The 22,979-nt window shown below is 38.2% G+C and carries 11 protein-coding genes; 9 read left to right on the plus strand and 2 right to left on the minus strand.

Annotated elements, in window-relative coordinates; translation table 11 throughout:
- Together MWU82_RS04335 and MWU82_RS04340 are read right to left on the minus strand one after the other, a co-directional pair.
- Positions 1-8,019, minus strand: a complete 8,019-nt coding sequence (locus MWU82_RS04335; protein ID WP_247095356.1) for a BspA family leucine-rich repeat surface protein — start codon at positions 8,017-8,019, stop codon at positions 1-3.
- Between the two features lie 803 nt (positions 8,020-8,822).
- Positions 8,823-9,515: a LytTR family DNA-binding domain-containing protein gene (locus MWU82_RS04340; protein ID WP_215949853.1), complete on the minus strand. Its 693-nt coding sequence runs from the start codon at positions 9,513-9,515 to the stop codon at positions 8,823-8,825.
- Positions 9,516-9,980: 465 nt separating this feature from the next.
- Between MWU82_RS04340 and MWU82_RS04345 the strand changes: the two genes are divergently transcribed.
- The 9 genes from MWU82_RS04345 to MWU82_RS04385 all read left to right on the plus strand — a co-directional run bounded on the left by MWU82_RS04345 (position 9,981) and on the right by MWU82_RS04385 (position 22,860).
- The gene (locus tag MWU82_RS04345; RefSeq protein WP_247095358.1) at positions 9,981-13,877 is read left to right on the plus strand and encodes a response regulator; all 3,897 of its coding nucleotides are present in this window, start codon (positions 9,981-9,983) and stop codon (positions 13,875-13,877) included.
- Positions 13,878-14,173: 296 nt separating this feature from the next.
- Complete coding sequence (locus MWU82_RS04350; protein ID WP_247095359.1) at positions 14,174-16,390, plus strand: M12 family metallopeptidase; 2,217 nt, start codon at positions 14,174-14,176, stop codon at positions 16,388-16,390.
- Positions 16,391-16,416: 26 nt separating this feature from the next.
- The gene (locus tag MWU82_RS04355; RefSeq protein WP_247095360.1) at positions 16,417-17,319 is read left to right on the plus strand and encodes a DUF4412 domain-containing protein; all 903 of its coding nucleotides are present in this window, start codon (positions 16,417-16,419) and stop codon (positions 17,317-17,319) included.
- 31 nt (positions 17,320-17,350) lie between these two features.
- Positions 17,351-18,079 carry a hypothetical protein gene (locus tag MWU82_RS04360; RefSeq protein WP_247095361.1) on the plus strand — a complete coding sequence of 243 codons (729 nt, stop codon included), beginning with the start codon at positions 17,351-17,353 and terminating at the stop codon, positions 18,077-18,079.
- A 303-nt stretch (positions 18,080-18,382) separates the two neighbouring features.
- A complete protein-coding gene (locus MWU82_RS04365; RefSeq protein ID WP_215949848.1) occupies positions 18,383-19,003 on the plus strand; it encodes a hypothetical protein in 621 nt (206 codons plus the stop codon).
- Positions 19,000-19,869: a hypothetical protein gene (locus tag MWU82_RS04370; RefSeq protein WP_247095362.1), complete on the plus strand. Its 870-nt coding sequence runs from the start codon at positions 19,000-19,002 to the stop codon at positions 19,867-19,869. Before MWU82_RS04365 ends, MWU82_RS04370 begins: the two co-directional genes overlap by 4 nt.
- A 127-nt stretch (positions 19,870-19,996) precedes the next feature.
- Positions 19,997-20,959, plus strand: a complete 963-nt coding sequence (locus MWU82_RS04375) for a hypothetical protein (protein WP_247095363.1) — start codon at positions 19,997-19,999, stop codon at positions 20,957-20,959.
- A 485-nt stretch (positions 20,960-21,444) separates the two neighbouring features.
- Positions 21,445-22,038, plus strand: a complete 594-nt coding sequence (locus MWU82_RS04380; RefSeq protein WP_247095364.1) for a YceI family protein — start codon at positions 21,445-21,447, stop codon at positions 22,036-22,038.
- Between the two features lie 405 nt (positions 22,039-22,443).
- On the plus strand, positions 22,444-22,860 hold the full coding sequence (locus MWU82_RS04385; protein ID WP_247095366.1) for a hypothetical protein: 417 nt from the start codon (positions 22,444-22,446) through the stop codon (positions 22,858-22,860).
- The last annotated feature ends 119 nt before the right edge of the window (positions 22,861-22,979 follow it).

Genomic DNA, 22,979 nt, shown 5'->3' on the forward strand with positions numbered 1-22,979 from the left:
TTAATAGTTAATGAATAACCATCCATCTTTTGGAGCCTTTCCGTTTTTAAGGTCTATGGTAAAGTAATAGGACCCTGGAGGTAATTTTTCTGAACGGGATTTTGACCTTCCATCCCAATCGTTTTTATATCCTATTGCCTTGAACACTTCATGCCCATAGCGGTTATAAACAGTAACTATTGAATTTGGATAGTTGTTAATATCTTTTACGATCCAAGTATCATTAATATTGTCTCCATTTGGCGTGAAGGCCTGGGCAGCCTCAATTGGCCGCTCCCTTCCAATATTGGAATCCCTATCGTTTAAATCTTCATTGGCGCCTATTCCGTCTCCATCCGCATCAATGCTTTCGGTAGGATCGGTAGGGAATGCGTCCTCATCATTAGGAACTCCATCATTATCGCGGTCATTATCATTGGCATCGTTGATACCATCGCCATCGGTATCTATTCCGTTATCCGGAATTCCATCCCCATTTACATCAACATCCTCATCGTCCATTAGTCCATCACCATCATCATCACTGTCAGCATTATCTCCCGTACCATCACCATCGGTATCGGTATCCTCAGCCTCATCCAATGGGAAAGCGTCGTTTACATCTGGCGTTCCATCATTATCATCGTCCAAGTCGTCCACATCAGGAGTGCCATCGCCATCTGTATCCAATTGGTCACTGTTAGTTTCTTCAGTATCCGGAATACCATCACCATCGTCATCCGTATCGGCATTATCGCCTGTTCCGTCACCATCGGTATCGGTATCCTCGTTTTCATCCAATGGGAAGGCATCTTCCGTATCAGGAGTTCCGTCATTATCATCATCGGTGTCCGCATTATTACCTGTACCATCACCATCGGTATCGGTATCCTCGCTTTCATCCAATGGAAAGGCATCTTCCGCATCAGGAGTTCCGTCATTGTCATCATCGGTGTCCGCATTGTTCCCCGTACCATCACCATCGGTATCCGTATCCTCAGTCTCATCCAATGGAAAGGCATCTTCCGTATCTGGCGTTCCGTCATTATCATCATCGGTATCCTCATTATTGCCAGTTCCGTCACCATCGGTGTCGGTATCTTCGTCCTCATTCAATGGAAAGGCATCTTCCGTATCAGGAGTTCCGTCATTGTCATCATCGGTATCGGCATTATTACCAGTTCCATCACCATCGGTGTCGGTATCCTCATTTTCATCCAATGGGAAAGCGTCCTCTGTATCCAGCGTTCCGTCACCATCGTCATCGGTATCCGCATTGTTTCCGGTTCCGTCACCATCGGTATCGGTATCCTCATCCTCATCCAATGGGAAGGCATCTTCCGTATCGGGAGTCCCGTCATTGTCATCATCAGTATCACAAACATCTCCTTCTCCATCCGTATCATTATCGGCTTGATCAGTATTGGCGATTAATGGACAGTTATCCACATCGTCCAATATTCCATCCAAATCAGTATCACAATATTTACCACTGTCGGTAATGGTCCAACCATAGTCTGTTACCAAACTACTTTTGGCCGACTCACCGGCACAATATTGACTAGATCCTGCATCAAAAACAATAGTAGTTGGAATCTGAGTTTCACCTGAATCTAAGGTGCTCCAACCATTCAATAGTTTGTCATAGTTATCAATAGATAAACCTGCATCGGTAAACATATCATCCATCCGCGTCATACTACTGATATCCCAAGACCCTAAATCTTGGTCAAAAGAGGTGGCTGATCTAAACATCCCGGACATATGGGTTACATTGCCAACATTCCAAGCACTTAAGTCGCTGTTGAAAGCAGTTGCGCCGGCAAACATATCGCTCATTAAGGTTACATTACCTACATTCCAAGCGCTTATATCACCATCAAAGGCAGTGGCACCCTCGAACATAAATTCCATATTGGTCACATTGCCAACAGACCATGTATTTAGATCGCTATCAAAAGCTGAAGCTCCCGTAAACATTGCCTCCATAGTAATAACATTGGCTACATTCCAAGAGCCAATATTTTGATTGAATGCAGTAGCATTGGCAAACATACCTGCCATTAGCATTACATTGTCTACATTCCATGAACTAATATCTTGGTTAAAGGAAGTAGCTTGATAAAAAACTCCTACCATGTTGTTTACATTATCCACATTCCAAGAACCAATATCCTGATTGAATAAAGTGGCTCTCTCAAACATATAACTCAAATCTGTTACGGCAGATAGATTAGGTACATCTATTGCATAGCCCATTAGATTTGCACATCCTGAGAATGCCTTTTTCATAGATTCCCATTCAATGGCGCCCCATTGACGTATACCTACTATTTTTTCCTTGTCGTTATCGTGGCTATTATTAAAATAGATTGTTGGGAAATCACCTTTAATCTGTACAACGTAGGTTCCTGCAGAACCATAATCATGGGTAACAGTGCCAGTAAGATTAAACTCGTCAAAAATACCGTCTCCATTCCAATCTACATCATAGTTATATCCGGTACCTTTAGTAGGTATAGTTATTGAAGTGCTATTAGAAGCCCCATCATTATCGGTTTTCCAAATGGTTACAAAAGCATCATCATGTAAACCGTCATTGTTTACATCTTTATTTATTACGGTTACAACAGCGGTTTCTGAATTAGAATTACCATTGCTATCTGTAACGGTTAGTGTTACTGTATTTTCGCCTGTATCACTAGCAGTGAAATTTTGCTTGTCAAGGGTCATTGTATCAATACCGCAGTTATCGGTTGAGTTATTATTGATTTCTGCAGGGGTGATAGTTGCCTCGCCATTGTGATCTAGGGTAACAGTAATATTTTGGGTCACAGCAACAGGGTCAAAGGTATCTTCCACGGTAATAATTTGCGAATCGCTTACTTCATTTCCTTCTGCATCGGTGGCTGTCCAAACAATTGTATTCTCGCCTAGACCCAGCGTTGAACCGGCTAAGGAATTACTTCCCGTTTGGTACTCTTGAACATATTCATGAGCTCCAAAACTTATTAGGATATCATCCCATGAGGCTGCATTACCACCTGAGAAAACTACTCTATTAGATCCTGTAGTATCCGTAGAATTGAAATTGAATGAATACGAAACATCTGTAACCAAATTGGTCATTGTTACGTTCATAGTAGCACCATCATCTATAATTTCAAATCGAACTGGATCAGTGTAAAAGGCATTCCCTGGTCGGGGTTGCAAATCGTACCCAGTTGAGGTACCTGTTTGTCCATCATTAAAATTATGGATACGTAGATTTAAACCTTGTGGCTCTGCATTGAACTGTCCTGAGGGCTGTTCACCGGTACTCCTTGTTCCTATAAAAGCTATGGCCTCACCACTACCACTGGTAAAACTCAGCGTAGCCGAAACATGTAAAGGATTCGCTAGGGTAGGGGTAAATTCTACTACAGTCCTAAGGGTACCCCGACTACTGGTATCACTTTTATAAGCTCCGTCAACCACAGAACCTGTATTGGTACCTAGTTCAAAATTGTTGGCGTCCCAGCTACCCGAGTTAAAATCTTCCGAAACCAAATTAGGGTTTGGAGCTAATGCCTGAAGGGAATACGTTAACGAAGCCAAGCTACCACTGTTATCGGTGGCGGTGCTAGGGTCAAATTCAGTGCCATCTACGGTATATACACAATTGGTTTCACCGGTAGACCTGGTTGCATCACCGGTAAGTACTAGACTAGGGTCTATTTCATCAACATCTGTTACTTCAATGTCTATATTAATTTCAGCATCACCATTATTATCAGTAGCAATTACAGTAACCACATATATGTTATCGGCATCTGTATCTTGAGGATCTTCATAATCCGGGGCAGTTGCAAAGGTAAGTTCACCTGTTGCTGTATCAAGGTCGAAGTAATCATTATCACCAAGTTTTGGAAGGCTATAGGTAATACCAGAATCACTGGATCCACCATCGCCGTCGCTGGCATTAATATCAGTTACTATTGCTGTGCTATTTTCTTCAAACTGAACAGAATTTTGAATGGCATACTTGTGTACCTTATTCCCGTTATAACCTAAAACAAACACAAAATTCCCAGTACTATCGAAAACAATATCCATTGGTTGCCCATCTTGCGACCCAACCTTTAATTCCTGGTCATCACCGGTATATACAGCAGTATCAATATCGAAGGCTGCACTCAACTCATATTCTACTATCGCATCATCAGCATTTCCCAGTGAACTATCTCCGTTGCCGATAATGTACATTTTAGTTCCGTCGGCATTAAAGCTCATTCCTTGAGGATTAGAATGCTCTCCGCCAATATTGAAAGACTTATTTGCATAAACAGAGGTAGAAACATCATAGGCAATACTCAAATTATAATCAAAAACACTTTTAGTGGCTAAATCCAATACGAACATTTTGGTTCCAACGTCATTAAAACTAATGGCTTTGGAAAAACCGACTGTTGGCAAAAGATTAAAATCTGCACCACTTGTATGCGAAGAAGTTGAAACATCAAATGCGCTAGCTAAATCATATTCTACTACAAGGTCACTACTAGCTCCTGTAACAAACATTTTTGTACCACTTTGGTTGAAAACTACTTCGGCTGGATTGGCTTCTTCGTTACCAACATAAAATTCAGTAGAGAATACAGCGGTAGATGGGTTATAAGGCGTGGATAGGACATATTCATGAACCGTATCACTATTTCTACCAACCACATACATCTTGCTACCATCATTATTAAAGGCAATTCCATAGCCATTGGTTTCTTTAGCACCAAAATCATAGCTTTCACTTGTTAAATACGTTGCTGAAGAAACATCATAAGCATTTGACGGACTTGTAAATACCGGAAGATTATCTCCTTCGTCAGTTAAGATTACGGCTACTGTTTGATTATCTAGGGAATCATAAGTGTCATCTGAACCAGCATCGTTTACAGCGATGGTAATCGTAGCGGAATCATTTCCATTATCGGTATCATCAACTCCAGTTATTGTAATGGTTTGTGGAACATTCCAGTTTGCAGAAGTAAAGGTCAGTTGTGATGATGAGACTGTAGCCTCGGCGATAGCATCACTTGAAATATCGAATACGACTTCACTTACTGGCTCACTTCCAAGGACTATGGTAAAGGTCCCTGTTCCAGCATTCTCCGCAACGGTCAATGTCGTTTCACTTAGATTGTACCCTGAGGTATCGTCATTGGTTGCCGTTATATCCACAGTCTGATCGTCCAATGCGTCAAAGACATTGTCAGAACTATCATCATCCACAGAAATGGTAATGCTGGTAGTGTCATCACCATCGATATCGTCATTTACACCTGTTACAGTCACTGTCTGTGGCGTGTTCCAATTTTCGGTGGTGAAAGTCAAGGAAGCCTTATCTACTGTAGCCTCATCAGTATCATCACTGGTAATGTCCAAGACCACATCGCTTGTAGGTTCTGCATCCAATACCACGGTAAAAGTTCCCGTACCTCCATCTTCATCGATCGTCAACGTGGTCTTGTTCAAGGTAAAGCCAGCATCAACACTGGCATAGGTCATATACTGTGCATCAGTGGCATCCATAGCGACCCAATAGTTAGTTCCATCATCATTTAGATTGATAACCGTATCTTCTTTGGTAAATGTTTCGTCGGAAGAAAGGATTAAGGCTGGAATTCCTGAAGGAAAACTAATAGCTGCCTTTGGAATAGCTACATAGATAGTACCTACAACACCTGTTTCCTGTATTTTCCAAACGCGATCCGTTCTATTATTGGAACCATCGTCAAAATTGGAAGCAAACGAATTTAATGTTGCATCATTATGGGCCATAATTATAAAATTACCATCGCCCAAACTGTTACGACTACCATCACTATTGGCAGCTGTAAAATCTTGAATTGTAGCTAATATTGGACCCGCTGCATCATTCGCAGACCTTGATATTTTTTGATTTAAACCTGATGCATCATCACGACCAATACCAAAAATATCAGAAGTGTAGCCCACATTGTTCGTGGCGCTCCAAATTGCAGTACCATCTGAGGCCACATAATCCGTAGCTATTGCCTGGTCTAATGTGATACCATATTTTAGGGCCAAGTACGAGTGTACTTGATACGATTCATTCACGGACAACTCCCGATTAAATACCACTAATTCCGAAAGGCGGATATCCGAAAATAGGCCATTGGTCTCCCCGAGTACCATGTTAGCAGATGTAAACGTATATGCATCCCCATTTACTTGGCTTCCACCCTCCTTAAGAAATACATGAGATCCTGCATTTGCGCGCGAAACCATGCGCATGGTGGTCTCTCCGGCGATTGCCAAATTACCCAAGCTCCCAGCAGTACCGCATTGAGTAACCGCTATTTTCCCTGGGTCTCCACCAGCATTTTCTTGGTACCAGGCAAAACCATCGCCACAACCATCTGTGGCAATAATCGCAGATTTTGCCGGTACTGTGGGCATCTGCATGATACCAAATATGGTAAAAGCATTATCCCCATTAAGGCCAAGGTCATTATCGAAATTCATAATATCATCAGTACCGTCAAAATCGATACTAGTATTGAAGTTGGTAGCGTTTTCTGAAATCATAGGTTGTTTGCTCCCTGCAGCCTGCACCGCATTGTTGTCGTTGGGCGAATGGTCTGTCCATTCGCTCGCATTGGAACTTCCCACGAGGCCTTGGTCCGCCCTTAACCAAAGATTCAAATCTGCAAAAACTCCTCCTGGTGCTTCTTGAAACTTTGCCAAGGTAAATACCGTACCCTTCGCCGGGGGATTAGGAGTCGTTAATTCACCGTCGGCATTTAAAGATCCTACAATTTCCACATTTGAACTGAAATCTCCGTCCGTAGTGGCAATCACCGACCAAGATTCATCATACCCATCAAACTTAACACTAACGCTTTGCGCAAAGTTAGTGGCATCTATTTTCCATTCCCGTGCCAAACGTAGGTTAAAACCTGAAGCGGCATCTATTTCTGTGTTTTGTGCAGTTATGGCAGCCCCATTATGGGCTACCATTGCAAATTGTTTGTCATTACTGTGGTTCGTAGTACGACCTAAATCACCATTCACAGAAGTAAAATCTGCCTCTAGGGCAATTGTGAGTAATGCATCTTGGTTGACGGATTTTGACACCTTTTGATTTAAGCCACTATTATCGTCTCTACCGATACCAATTATGTTGTTTGTATATCCCGTATTTCCGGATGCATCCCAAATTACCGTGGCATCAGAAGCCAAATAATCCGTAGGGGTAGTCTGGTCCAATGTAATACCGTATTTTAATGCCAGATAGGATTCAATTTGTTGACGTTCCGTACCTGTAGGTAAAGCGCCACCGCCGTAAATAATGACCTCGGTAATATTTCCTTGAAAAGTGGAGGTGTTTGTAAGATGTCCCTTTCCCAACGCTGTTGTAGTTGCTCCATCATTGGCATTGGCATACGTAAAATTGCTAAATTGAGTCCCATCTACGCGGGAAAATGAACCATTGGCAACCCCGTGATTCAAGTCTGCGACCAAAATATGTGGCGCATCAGTTGATGCAGTCACTGAATGTGAGGTATTTTCTACTCCATCACCGGATATCCCTGTTGGCCCAACTTGGGTGTCGTAGAAATTATTATCGTTACCCAGTAAATTGTGGGCTGGTTCACCATCTAAATCATAAACGATATAAATTTGCTTGGGATCTAGCACATCTGGATTGATGTTTTGCATATTCTCCAAATGCCCATTATTAACGTTTACAAAATCTGCCGCAGGATTAAAGTTTATTCCATTGGAGAGGAATTGTGGACCCTGACCGGTTACAGCCTCGTTCATATCATAGCCTCCGCCAGACTGGTCTCCCCAAGTTGAAATTACTTGGCCATCTAACGTGGTATTAGTTCCTGTATCGGCTTTTAGCCACAGTGAAATGTTAGATGACACTCCTCCAGGGGATTGGGCATTTAGGAAGAATGTGCCACTTAGCAATAGTGTTAATAATGTAATTTTAAATAAACTGAACTTTGTGGGGGTTTTGGTAATTGCATTCATTGAATGGTAGATTGATATTTTAGAATTATGCGAATATCAAAATACCTGTAAGACAATTCGTATAAATGTTGTGAGATTCAAAATTATGTAGGTGAAATGAAGATTTAAGAAGTAAAGGTTAAATGAAGGGGTGTTATCAGTAACCAGATATCGAAATATTTTATTCCTGCCTTGTGAAGAACTATAGTTTTGGCATCGTCCAACGGGATCTGGTATACACCTTACCATGCCTATATAAATTTTCCATCACCTGTTGTGGTGCCCATAATTAGGAACTTAAAATAATTTTCGATAACATAGACAGAGCTGTCCTACTGAAAGTTTGGACGTCTTCATTGGCAGCATCAAATCTGAATAAGAAATACCTTACATATAAGTTGCTAAATTTTGAAATTTGCGAGTCCTCGGGAGATAACGAAGTAAGGGGGGTAAAAGTAAAAGGGAAGTCCGGTTTGGTTTGGGACGATATGAACGACTAGAAGGGACAAGGGAATAGGGCTGGTCTTATATATGGCATAAATACCAACCCAGAAAACTACCTATTTGCAAAAATTGTAGAAATCATTGGTCGTTATTTGAGGGAGGAAATGTTTTATAAAAAATTAAAAAAAGTTCATGAATAGTGCTAATTGCCATCCACATATAAAACACCCAACAGTATATCATCTCTAAAGTAGTATACTGTTGGGTGTTTTATGAATTTGCAACTCCGTATGTGACACTTTAATAAAATTCATGAACAAGACCACTGGCGCTACCAATAGCTAAAGTATGCTACCGACATCAAACGTTAGGAGAAATCTTTAAACGTTATAAAGCGCCTCCATCAATTCGTTTTTTTTGTTTCTGCTCAAAGGCACTTGTCTTCCATCCACTTCAATATTTTTACTATTGAACTTTTCAACTTTTTCCAGATTCACGATATAGGATTTGTGTATCCTTAAGAATTTATCCTCTGGCAATTGTTTTTCAAAAGATTTCATGGTAGAAAGAATAACGATATTGCCTTCATTCGTCACCAATTTAATATAGTCGCCAAGAGCTTCTACCCATTTTATGTCATTTAAAACAACTTTGCGCTTTTTTAGGTTGCTTTTTACGAAGATATACTCTTCTTCCGCGCTCACGTTTTGGTTTTGCTCATGTCTGGTTACAGCTCTTTTTATGGAAGCTTCAAAACGGGCCGAGGAAATGGGCTTATAAAGGTAATCCGTTACATCATAATCGAACGCCTTAAGGGCATAATCGGGTTTACCCGTAATCAAAATTACTTGTGGTGGATTTTCCAAGGATTCCAAAAGATCAAAACCGTTAATGATGGGCATTTCCACATCGAGAAAAATAAGGTCGATATCATTATTTTTGATCCCGTTATTGGCTTCAATGGCATTGCTGTATTGGGCTACCAATGCCAGGTTCGGATGCTTGTTTACTAGTTGGGCTACGGCCATGCGCTGCATAGACGAATCGTCTACAATAATGCTTCTTAATTTCATAATGTGTGTCTCGTGCGTTAAATCATGATGAAAATACTTAAATGGACTTCCAATGCCTCAAAAATGATGTGAACGCCGTTTTATATGTTGTGTAAATGGTGATATTTGTGGTCTAGACATTTGGTTAGACATTCTCCAAATAAACCGGTCAGTTCAGAATTTGGGGATTAATGGTGAATAAACCTTTGGGCTCAAATTAACCATCTATGTATTGGGGAACACAGATTATTGTCGCCATTAAACAGTTGTAGTAGGGTAGAAGGGGCCCGGAGGTATACCAGAATACCAACGAAGACACACAGCAAGCCTTATGAATATGTCACGGCCAAATGTTGGGCTTAGATAAGGTTCTGGTAAACAGATCATGGCCATTACCACTGTATTAAAATAGTATTTCAAAACATTATTGTAAATTTAAATAACAATTTTAGTCGAATGAATTACTATAAAATACTATTAACATGTATGTTACCGGTGTTAGTGCTTTCTCAAGAAAGAACCCAAATTTCATTTCGTAGTCTTACCGTTTCGCAAGGGCTTTCACAAAATAGCGTGGTAAGTATTGCTCAAGATTCCATTGGCTTTATATGGTTTAATACTGAAGATGGACTTAATAAATACGATGGTCGGGAGTTTACATATTACGATGTCCTCTCTGATGATGCAAAGCGGGAAGTGAAGTACATAACCGGGGAATTATTTGTAGATAGATCAGGAACATTATGGGTTGTAGGAAACTCCGGTAAATTAAACCGTTACCAATCAGAAACCGATAGCTTCCATGAAGTTTCAAAGTTTGAGCAGGTAATCACTATAGCCCAAGATACTGACCATAACTACTACATTGGCACTTATGGCAAAGGACTTTTCAAAATTGATTATCAAACCAAGGATACTCTTCAAATTTTAAAACCAAAAGACCATCATTTTGCTGTTTGTAGTTTTGTGGAAACCGATAACAAGACCATACTTGCAACCACCGATGACGGTATCATTGAGATTAAAGACGGTGAGTATGAGTTTATAGAACTCGCTTCTGAAACTATATTTAGCCGATTCGCAAAGTCTAAAACCGGTACTGTATATCTCGGGAGTTATGAAAAAGGGCTTTACATCAAAACTCAAAATAGTACTGGTTTTAAATCGTTTACTGGCTTTGAGAATTATCCTATGCCCGGAAATTTAATTATTAAGGACCTGTTGGTAGATAAACGGGACTGGTTATGGGTTACCACTGAAAGACATGGTGTTTTTTTAGTGGATTTCAATTTAAAAACCGTTCAAAATTTCACCTACAAAAAGAACGATCCATATGCCATCTGTTCCAACTCTATGTTTTTTTTGTACGAAGATAATGCAGGAACCATTTGGATGGGGACTGACGGAAATGGTGTGTGCTACTATGATGCGTATTTGACAAAGTTTAATATGTTGACCGATGACCAGGTACCACAAAACGTCAATGTAGAAGTAATAAGAGCCATAACAACAGATGCCAACAACACTATATGGGTTGGCACAGAGGGCAAAGGGTTAACCAGGATAAATCCGCGTAATAAGGATGTTTTCACCTATACAACATCTAATTCCGATCTTTTGGGAGATAGGATAGTGAGTTTGTTTTATGACGAAGGAAGTTTGTGGATAGGGCATCTAAACCATGGACTTCAAATGATGGATGCCAATGGCAAAATGACCTCTTTTGAAGAAACGGTACCATTCGCCGTTCTGGAAATTTTCAAGGACGCTTCCGGGAATATGTGGCTCTGTACCAACCAAGGCCTGATACAGTTTGATAAAAACCAAGGTATTGTAAAACAATTTACCTCTAAAAACTCAGGTTTAGCTTCTAATTATTATATCAGTACCATTGAGCAGGATATTAATACTATTGTGCAGGGTGATGCAAACACCCTTTGGATAGGAACGGAATTCGATGGCTTATACCGGCTTGATATTAAAGAAAACAAATTTTCGGCGGTTAGCGGCATAACCGACAGAATACTTTCTTTGCACTATGATAATTCCAAACTTTGGATCGGTACAAACGGTAAGGGCTTAAAATTATATGATACAAAAGAGGGCACCATAACCACCTATACCAAAAAAGAGGGACTACCTAATGATATTATATATGGCATCTTGCCTGACGCTGATAGAAATTTGTGGTTGAGTTCCAACAAAGGAATTACCAAGCTTAAAATTAAAAACGATACCGTTGCAGATATTAAAAACTACGGCAATTACTTTGGGTTGCAGTCTTACGAATTCAATGCAGGAGCCTATCATAAAGATACAAATGGCATACTGTATTTTGGGGGAATAAATGGGCTCAACTGGTTTAATCCAGAACAAGTCAAAACAAACCCCGTTCGCCCTAAAACAGCCTTGACCAAACTGGAAGTTTACAATAAAGAAATTCCCATTACAAAAGACTTGGAGCTTTCACATAACCAAAATACCCTGTCCTTTACTTTTTCTTCGCTACAGTTCTCAGAACCGGAGCTAAACCAATATAAATATCGCCTAGTCAATAACGACGACAACTGGATTACCTCTGGATACAACAACGTAGCGCATTATACCAACCTTCCTCCAAGCGACTACGAATTTCAAGTCATTTCCAGCAATTATGATGGTGTGTGGAATAACACACCCACAACCTACCGTTTTACCATTTTAAAACCTTGGTATAGCACCCATCTGGCCTATGTTATCTATAGCTTATTGGTTTTAATTAGCGTTTACGCTTTTTTCCGGTACCTATCATGGCGATTGCAAATGAAATCACAATTAGAGTTTGAGCATAAGGAAGCTGAACGATTAAAAAAACTGGATGAATTTAAAAATCGATTATTTACCAACATTTCCCATGAATTCAGAACACCCTTAACCCTTATATCGGACCCTATTGAAAATCAACTTTCAAAATCATATATAAAGAAAGAGGACAAGGAAGAATTAACCTTGGTAAAGCGAAATGCCGGAAGATTACTCAATTTGGTAAATCAAATATTGGACCTGTCAAAATTGGAAACGGGTAATTTAAAACTTTCTGTAGCTCAGGACAACTTGGAATTGGTACTAAAACAACTCGTTTCTACCTTCAACTTCAAGGCGCAAAAAAAACAAATCGATTTCACCTACAACATAGGAGAAACCAATGACGTATGGTTTGATAAAGATGTTATTGAAAAGCTGGTGTTAAACCTACTTTCCAACGCCATGAAATATGTACCCGAGCAAGGCTTTGTGCGCTTTGAATCAATGATTCAAAAGGATCATATTGTCATTAGTGTTGCCAATAACGGTGTGCATTATTCAAAAGAAGACCTTCAGAAGTTATTTAAAAGATACTACCAAGCCGATAAAAATAATGATGGTACAGGTATTGGCTTGGCTTTGGTTAAAGAACTCGCCATATTATCCCATGGTAACATCGTAGCACATATGTTGAATGCGGACGAAATTCAGTTTACGGTGACCTTGCCTATTGAGCGCTCTTATTTTAAATCGACAGAAATAGCAGCAAGCACTACCCAAATAGCAGAAAATAGCGAGGATGGGATTACGGAAGATCAACCCTTAACACCCCAAAAAGAGCTATCAAAAAATAAGCCCATACTATTATTGGTGGAAGATGATGATGATATTAGAGGTTATGTAAAATCCTTCTTACAACAAAGCTATAAGATTATTGAAGCTGTGAATGGTAAGCAAGGTATTGAAAAAGCCCTTGAAATCATTCCTGATTTAATTATTAGCGATGTGATGATGCCTATAGAAGATGGGATCAACCTTTGCAACATCTTGAAACAAGACGAAAGAACAAGTCATGTTCCAATAATTCTATTAACCGCCAAAAGTGAGAATGAACATGAAATAGAAGGCCTAAAAGTGGGAGCTGATGCCTATGTGACAAAACCATTCAATAAGGGCAAGTTGATGGCACAAATTGAAAACCTTTTAAAAATACGGGCACAATTACAAAATCGTTATAGTAAAGATTTCAAATTAAAAGACCTTGCGGTGACGAGCGTAGAACAGCAATTTTTAGAAAAGCTCTATGCCGTATTAAACGAATTTATTTCCGAAAGCGATTTTACAGCCGAACAACTCAGCAAGAAGCTTTTTATGAGCCGCATGCAACTGCACAGAAAATTGAAGGCCTTAACAGGTTTATCCACTACAGAATTTATGACCAAAGAACGACTAAAATTAGCATTGCCGCTTCTTAAGGTTTCAGATACAAACATTTCAGAAATTGGTTATGAGGTAGGTTTTAATTCGCCTTCCTATTTTAGCAAATGCTTTAAAAAACACTACAATACAACGCCAGAGGCGTATCGCTCAGCTCAGTAAAAAAGCTTGTTCGGGGTACTTGTTACATAAATTAAAGACTTTGTTACATACCTGTAAGCAATACTATAAGTCCCAACATATTTTTGTCCATATAAGTTTTATTCCACTGTAGAAATTCTTTTTCAGAAAAGACAATAGTGGTTTACGAAAACTTTCACCAATGACTAAAAGTGACAAAAAAAAAGGCAGCAACCAGCACATTTATTTAAATATAGACCACCTAAAAAAAGGGGAGTATATCTTCAACTTTATGTTGGAAAATAAGATATGCAAATCTGTAAAAATTAAAAAAATGAATGATCTATAATGCTACGGACACTATGAAAAAACATCATCATTTAGGCATATTACTAGTGCTACTATCAATGCTAAACTTGAACGCTCAAAACTTAAACGACAACTTTGCCCATGAAGCCATTAACGATCAGGCAAGCAAGTGGGGAGCCGTAAAGGGCTCTGCTGTTATTGGGGAACTGGATGGAAAAAAGGTATTAATGGTTGACCGGTACACCGTAGTGAAGCCTGTTGTTAATGGTAAGGAAACTAATTATCTAGGTGATCAATTTACCATTGAATTTGATGCTTTTTTTGATAAAGTTCCATCGTCAACCAGACAATATTATATCATCAACCTTTGGGAAGGAACTGGTGTTCATGGCGAAAATAAAAAACATACCGATCCATATATGATTTTTCGCCATGGTATAAATGTCACCGGATCTGTCGTCAACAAAAAAAGAATAAAGGAATTAGAAGTACTGGAGCAGGTCTGGCGCCATATTAAGATAGACTATGCTAAAAATACACTCAAAATATTTATTGATGACCAACTGGTGCATCAACAACCAAACTTATTTTATAAACCAAAAATGGTGTCGTTAAGTGCCAGAAATGCTAATGGCCCCAATGGCATTACCAATTTTACTTTAATAGGTGAGACTGAAAAAAATCTTACTAGGACTCCAGAAATTTGTATGACAGAAGATTTAATTATACCAACTACTTTTCAAGTCAACGCTTTAGTATCATCCAAAGATCTTCTATGGGAAAATGGTAAAACCTTGAAGGTGTCTTTCCTAGACAAACCATCCAATATTGTGAAAACAAATATTATTAACTATGCCAAAGCATGGGAAACATATGCAAATATAAAATTCGAGTTTATAGATGGCTCAGATGGTGATATTCGTATCGGGCTTCAAAAAGGAGGGTCATGGTCTAAAGTTGGTACAGATGCATTGAATTATCCCGAAGATGAACAAACAATGAATTTTGGATGGTTTACCGACACTACTAGTACCGCTAGTTTTAGGCGTACCACTATTCATGAATTTGGACATGCCATTGGTCTAAAACATGAACACCAAAATCCAACGGGAGGTATTTGTTGGGATTGGGAAGCTGTATACGATTACTATGAAGAGGAAAATGACTGGAGTGAACAGAGAACCAAAGCTAATCTAGAAATGTTGTCCAACAACAGCGTAGGGAATGCAACAGCGTACGATAGTAAGTCTATCATGCATTATCCCATACCCGATTCCATCACGAGCTGTGAATATTCGGTAGCGTGGAACAGTCAACTCTCAGAAATGGATAAAAACCTTATTTCCAATTTTTACCCTTTTCGTAAACCAAGACACACTATAGGCCCCAATATTTATAATTATAACTGGACAGCAGAATGGGATAGCGTAGAATTTTTGAACCAGGGAGGTCAAACTTATTTACTTCTCTTAAAATCGAGCACTGGCGATGTACATATACACAAAATGAGAGGTGATGGCTCGGTAGGGGAAAGAATATTTGATAAAAAGTATAGCTCTGGATGGACATCCGCCAAGTTTTTTGAAGTCAACAATAGAAACTATTTATTTCTGCTAAAACAAAGTACTGGTGATGTACACATACATCAAATAAATACAGACGGTACGGTTGGTCAAAGAATTTTCGACAAAAAATGGACTTCAGGTTGGAGTGAAACCCAATTTTATACAGTTGGGAATAAAACATACCTATTCTTATATAAATACCAGACAGGAGATGTACATGTAAATAGAATAAATTCAAATGGTACGGTAGGTGACTTAATATTTAATAAGAAATGGACGCCAGAGTGGACAACTGCTTCCCATTTCAAAACCAATAACAAAAGTTATATGTTCCTTATTAAGAAAAGAACTGGAGATGTCCACATTAACGAAATAAATACCGATGGAACAATTGGCCAAAAAGTTTTTGATGAAAAATGGACCCAAGGATGGACAACGGCGGAATTTTACAGGACCAACGCGCAGACTTATTTATTTCTATTAAAAATAGAAAACGGAGATGCAAAGCAGTTTTTTATTACAGACAACGGTCAAAGAGGAGAAATCATTTTCGATAATAATGCTAAATGGACTTCGGGCTGGAGCCACGCAAAATTTTATTCGGTGGGGCAAGATAACTATATGTTTTTACTAAAAGAAGAAAATGGAACGGCACATACACACATTATTTATTCAAATTAATTATCTCAACAAGAACAATAAATGCAATGAAAACTAAACGTACGCTTATAATGATAACTTGTTTTTTAATAGGAATACATGCTAATGCACAGTTCTTTAAAAAGCTAAAGAAGAAAGCTGAAAATGCTGCAGAAAGAACCATTCTCAACAGAACGGACAAAGAAGTTACCAAAACCACAAATAAGACCATAGATTCTATTACAAAAGGAGGTAATAGTAAGAAGGATAATACCAAAACTATTGGTGAAACTGAAAAAAATACACCTTCCAAAAAAACCACCCAAAAAGAAAAACAGGCTCAGGAAAGTAATATAATGAGCATTTTCGGTGGAAGCTTGGAAGGTATCCCGGATACGTATGAGTTTCAGTATGTCATGGATATGTCCTTAACCACCAAAAAGGATAAGATGGAGATGAAATACTATATACAACCCGATGCTACCTACTTTGGGAATGCCATTGCCGACGAAAGAGCCAATAGCATTATTGTATACGATATGGAAAACCAAGCGATGGTCACTTTTATGGACAATGGTACGCAAAAAATGGCGATGAAAATGCGGATGCCGTTTGATGCCGATGCCCAAAAGGAAATGGCTAAAAGCAACACAAACCAAGAAGACGTAAAAATTACCACTTTAGCCAATAAGACTATTTTAGGGTTTAACTGCAGTGGATACCAAATTGAACAGGAAGAGGGCATCAGTAAATTTTATATCACCAATGAAGCGCCTGTAAGTTTTGTAGGGGTGTTTTCCAGTGTGGAGCAAATGCCAAAAACGGGTTACAATGCCACTATTCCATTCGATGAAAAATCGATGATTATGGAAATGGAATATATCTCCCACAACCGTAAGCGCGATAATATGCACATGATTTGCACAAAATTGGAAAAAAATCCTATCACAATCAACAAAGCCGATTATTAAGGAGAAATGTAAACCGTTAAACACGCGCATTATGAAAACAACATATCTGCTACTAATCCTTTGCTGGTTTGTATTGCCATCGACACTCTCTGCCCAAATTGGGGGAAGCGTCTTTGAAATAACCAAAAAAGCACGGCAAGAGGCCAAAGGCGAAGCGGATGATGCCGCTGAGAAAGCAAAAGAAGAGTATGCGATTGAAAATATTAATAAGGGGCTAGAGGCATTAGGGCAAAGCCTAAGCGAATCTAGCGAAATGCCAATGGAGATTCGATGTATCAATCTGATGGGTGATCATGCGTTGAATATGTATTTAGTTCAACACAAAATTAAATCGGCAAATAGTTGTAATGCTAAAAAACAACTATTAGAGATGCAGGCATTACAGGTGCTCTCGGCGGGCACTCGAATTTATTGTCCAGAAGAACTTTATAGTGATGTAGTTTATTATGGTACCTCAATTTTAGAATTGTACTTCTCATTGAAATCACAAGATTATATTCCTGGTACACGCGAGTTGGAAGATTCACTAGATAATATCAAAGAAGCGAGTTTAGTCTTTGGAAACCCATATTCTTTAAGTTTAAACATCTTTCTAACATTGGATAAAGATTATAAATCATACGATAAAGAAGGGTTGGACTTAGATGCCCTCTTGTTAGATCTATTGGATTATGAATCTATACCTGAATCGGATGTGGAATGGCAAAATAAAAAAAAAAGATCTCTTTACAGATCTCATGAATTATATAACCTATTTTGATTCCCCCATTTTTATGTTAAAAAGATCCAATCAAATTAATTTCATAATCGAGAATCTCCCGTGCAAATAAAAATCAAAAATCATGAAAATAAAAAAACCAAAACTGAGCTATTTCATCCGATCCATGCACCGCTGATGAAAAAGCAAGGCTCAATGCGGAAAATGATCATAGAATAAGGGATTTGAACGAAGACCTAGAAAGTACCTGGAACCGTTGCGAAGAAGTATATGGTCAAGATTAAAATTGAGTAAGTGCCTTAAAAATAAACTTCAAATAATCATTAGTTGTAAAAAAGAAAATATATGAAGACTATAAAGTACAAAATATTGCTAATAGTACTCGCACTATTAAGTAATTCCTGCAAAGAAGAAACAAAAAAAATAGGGAATGAAATTCAGAATACAACCCAAATCATAAAAAATGCGAAAAAAGTAGCCAATGAGGCTAATGGGATGCAGGAGAATATAAAGTTACTACGCAATAAGGAACCGCTTACTAAAGAACAATTTGAATCTTGGTTGCCAAAGACATTAGCCAATATGCCGCTTACATCGTCTATGATCAATATGATTCCCGGAATGGGGTCTTGTGGAGGAACCTATCATGTGGGGAACAAAAGAATACGTGTCATGGTCATTGATGGTGCTGGTGAAAAAGGAGCTGGGGGCGTTGGCCCGTATCGAATGTCGAGCAAAATGGATTACGACACCGAAGATACTTGGGGATCTACTAAAACGGTGCTTATTGATGGTGTGAAAGCAAAAAAGAGCTACTTAAAATCGAGTAATTCGTACGACCTCTCTATGTTTTATGCCGAACGGTTTGCTGTAGACATAAAAACAAATGAAATAGATGAAGCTACATTGGAAAAGATTATCCAAGAACTAAATCTAAATGAACTAAAAAACTTAGGAAAACAATGAAACACTACAGAATACTATTCATCATAGTGGTTTTTATCGGTTGTAACGGTTCGTCAACTTCCAAAATGAAGACTGCAAAGGTTGTGGCCGAAACAATGAAAAACACAAGTTCTTTATCTATTAAGGAAGATAAAGACGTAAATGAAAATATAGAAACCACCAATAACCAAGACGATTGGTATTGGAAAAATACCCTTATGAGCAGTAACAACGTTTTTGCAAATTGGGAACATGGGCCAGTTGATTTGGTTATGGTGTATCGTTATAAAAACAATGAAAGCAAGCCCTTAACCTTAAAAGTGGGGCATATTGATGGCCAAGGTAAGATTGTCATAAACTTGCCAGAAACCATACAGACCGAGACAAAATTAGGGAACCTGCAAAACTTGGTATTTTATGATATTCAGGATATATCCAAATTTATCTATACCATACCAGATGCAGGTTATTTTGGAAAAACAAGCATAGCAGTTGAAAAAGGGGGGAATACCATTGGGACTTTAACCTTGGGGAACTCGGTACGTGTCACCTACAACCTTACCAACCAAAGTACCTTGACTATGGGGGATGAAGGCTATCTAATCTCATGGGCTTATTTAGATGAAGCTGCCAGTATGAAAGGGACCGAAAAAACAGAAAATAAGGTGCGCAGAGACGGCACAAACACCATAGAAGCACAAAATACCGTGGTTTATGACCTCGATTTTAAACCTGGTTGGAATTTTGTGAAAACAGAAATTATTGGTAAATATGACCTTGAACACGAACGTGGATTAAATGCTTCCTGGTTTAAAAAGCACGAACATAGGGTAGTTTCAAAAATACCCGAAGATGCTGCCTATTTTTTTAGAAAACTATCTAACTAATAACAACTATAAAGCATACTAAAAAAGCTAAAACATACAATAGTCATTTTTTGAATAGGCATACTTAGTACTTCTTGCGGAAAAGAAACAAAAAAATATAATTAAATTAACCGTTAAAATTTGAAATATGAAAAGTATTGGTAGACCTTTAATTTTATTGATTATTTCAATAGGTGTTTTTATTGGTTGCAAAAATGATAAGAATACGAAATCAGTAATTATTAATCAAGAGAATGAGGCTAAGGTAAAACCAACCAACGTTATAAACATTGTTACACAAGCCATGGAATTTCAAATGGTGGATACCATTCCGTCTGGATGGAATACCTTTAAGTATAAAAACCTCTCAGACGAAATTCATTTTGTTGTCTTTGAAAAATATCCTGAGGGTATCACAATAGACAGTACGAGAGCACAAGTATTTCCTGTATTTGACAAAGGAATGGACTTGATAAATGAAGGAAAAAATAAAGAAGGCTTTTCCGCTTTTAATTCATTGCCTGCTTGGTTTTTCAATGTTGAATTTACGGGTGGTATAGGTTTGGTTTCTCCTAAAGAAACTGCGGTGTCCACTATAAAATTGGATCCTGGCAGGTATTTGATTGAATGCTATGTTAAAATGAAAAACGGTAAGTTTCATTCTGTTATGGGCATGTATAAAGAAATTATTGTTTCCAATACACCTAATGACCTGTTAGAACCAGAGGCGACTGTAGGTGTAAGTATTTCTAGTGAAAATGGTATCGAGTTTAAACCAGGCATAACATCGGGAAAACAAATATTTAAAATAGCATTTAAAGATCAAAAAGTACATGAGCATTTTTTAGGTCATGATGTACATGTGGTAAAACTTGACGAATCGGCAGATTTAGCCACTTTGAATAATTGGATGAATTGGTCTGCACCTACAGGTTTATTAGGTCACGGGGTGGATGGTGTCACTTTTCTTGGTGGAACTCAAGAAGCACCCGCAGGCGATACAACCTATTTTACTGCTAATTTAAAGCCTGGAAACTATGCATTAATAGCGGAAGTGCCAGACCCATTGTCTAAAGGAATGTTAAAAACGTTTTCTGTGCCTTCAAATTAATACTGTTTAACTGAGGGGTTATATTCTTTTTAGACACTAGTATGTTGATGGCAATGTTGAAATTATTATCGAATTTAGAGTCAATAAGGGATAGGTTGCATTAACCAAACTGCGAAAGAATGATTCAACACACTTCAATGGTTAATCCCAAAAGGTAATTCTGGCCAGGAATGGAAACTCAACCCTACAGATCAAGACAATATATTTTTTTTTAGAAAGGCGTGATTTTTTTGCTAGAGTTAGGTATATTTAGTTAAAGATGCTGTATCGTATAAATTCTTTCAATTTAAATAATCGCTGCAGCATTTAATTGAATGAAATTTTTATCAAAGTAATGATCTACATGTTCATTTATAATGAACAGTACTTCTCCAAAATAAAATCGTAATGTTGGTCGACACACAACAAGCCAGATGAATATGTCCTGGCCATATGTTGGATTTAGATAAGGTGTCGAAAAACCGTTGAAAGTAAAACTAATCCTAATGAAGAAATTTATGAAAGTTCAAAGTAAAAGGATCTTATGTATATCCAAAAACTTGATCTTCCAAGTATCTACTTTGTTACTGTTCCTGATTAGCAATACCTCATATGCACAGGTATACACCACCACAGAGGGCAATGCCAATTTCAAGGCAAAAATGCCCCTTAATTCCTATATGGGCAAGTCGGACCAATTACAGGGTAGCATCAATTTCGAAACTGGAAAAGTTGCATTTAAGCTGCCTGTAAAATCCATAAAGACAGATAAGGATAAACGTGATGAACATATGTACGAGCTGCTTCAAATAGAAAAAAATCCCAATGTAGTTTTTGATGGGAAACTTATAGATGATTTTAACTTTGATAAAAGGGGTAATCAGACAGTACGGGTAAAGGGCGATTTCACCCTAGCCGGAACTACTAGACAAATAACCGTTCCTTTAGATTTAGTACTTGTTTCAGAAGGTGCAATTCAATTAAAAGCTTCTTGGTCATTGTTAATTACCGAATATGGTTTAGAGCGCCCAAGTATAGCGTTTATACAAGTTAATGACAAACATGACTTGAGTGTGGCTGCGGTGCTCAAAGAAAAATAAATCAAAAAAAAGATCCATATCCTCGCCAACAATTCCACAAATTTAATGAAAACATGATTAATATCTACCGATTCAAATGTTTGCTGTCCTAGATGACCGATATTAAACCCTTGGTTATGGTTTTCCACCTCTGGACTCCTCAGAAAATTTCGTATAAATGCCAATCCCCGCAGAAATACTAGAAAAGATAGGAACTTAAAATCTAGAAAAAATCAACATTAAAGTCAAAATATAATGTGAAAAATAAAGCTGATACAGATTAAGTATCATAATTAAACAGACCAACATTACTGTATCTTCTCTTTTGATTTTAAATACATTGACAATTCAATAACACATAAGCGGTAGGGCTAAACTTTTGTTAATAACGCCTAATCTTATTATTTTTTGATAATTTTGCATTAGATGAAAAAAGTCTTCCATAAGGTATTGGCGGTTTCCATGGCATTTGTAGTTATGTTTACTACAATGTCGTTTACCATGGATATGCATTATTGTGGAGCCTCTTTGGTTGATCTTTCCTTCTATAGCAGTGCCGATAGCTGTGGCATGGAAAAAGAACAGCCCGTACAAGATTGCGAAACTAAAATTACTTCAAAATCTTGCTGTACCGAACATCAATTGGTCAAGGAAGCAAATCAGGACCTTAAGATTTCGTTTGATAAACTTACTTTTGAGCAGCAGACTTTTGTTGCTACTTTCCTTTACTCGTATATTAATCTTTTTGAGGGCTTTGATGAAAACATCCAATCTTTCAAGGATTATTCGCCGCCCTTTCTGAAACGGGACGTGCAGGTTTTGTACGAGTTATATTTAATTTGATTTTTAGACAGTTCCCGATAACCATCGGGATATAGCCCAACGGTATTTCCGTTATGGGCAACTTTTGTTGCGTTCAATATTCTGTACGCCCATCAAAACACAAATGTATAACTGTCTAA

It is taken from the genome of Arenibacter sp. S6351L (assembly GCF_023016025.1).
GTDB lineage: Bacteria > Bacteroidota > Bacteroidia > Flavobacteriales > Flavobacteriaceae > Arenibacter > Arenibacter algicola_B.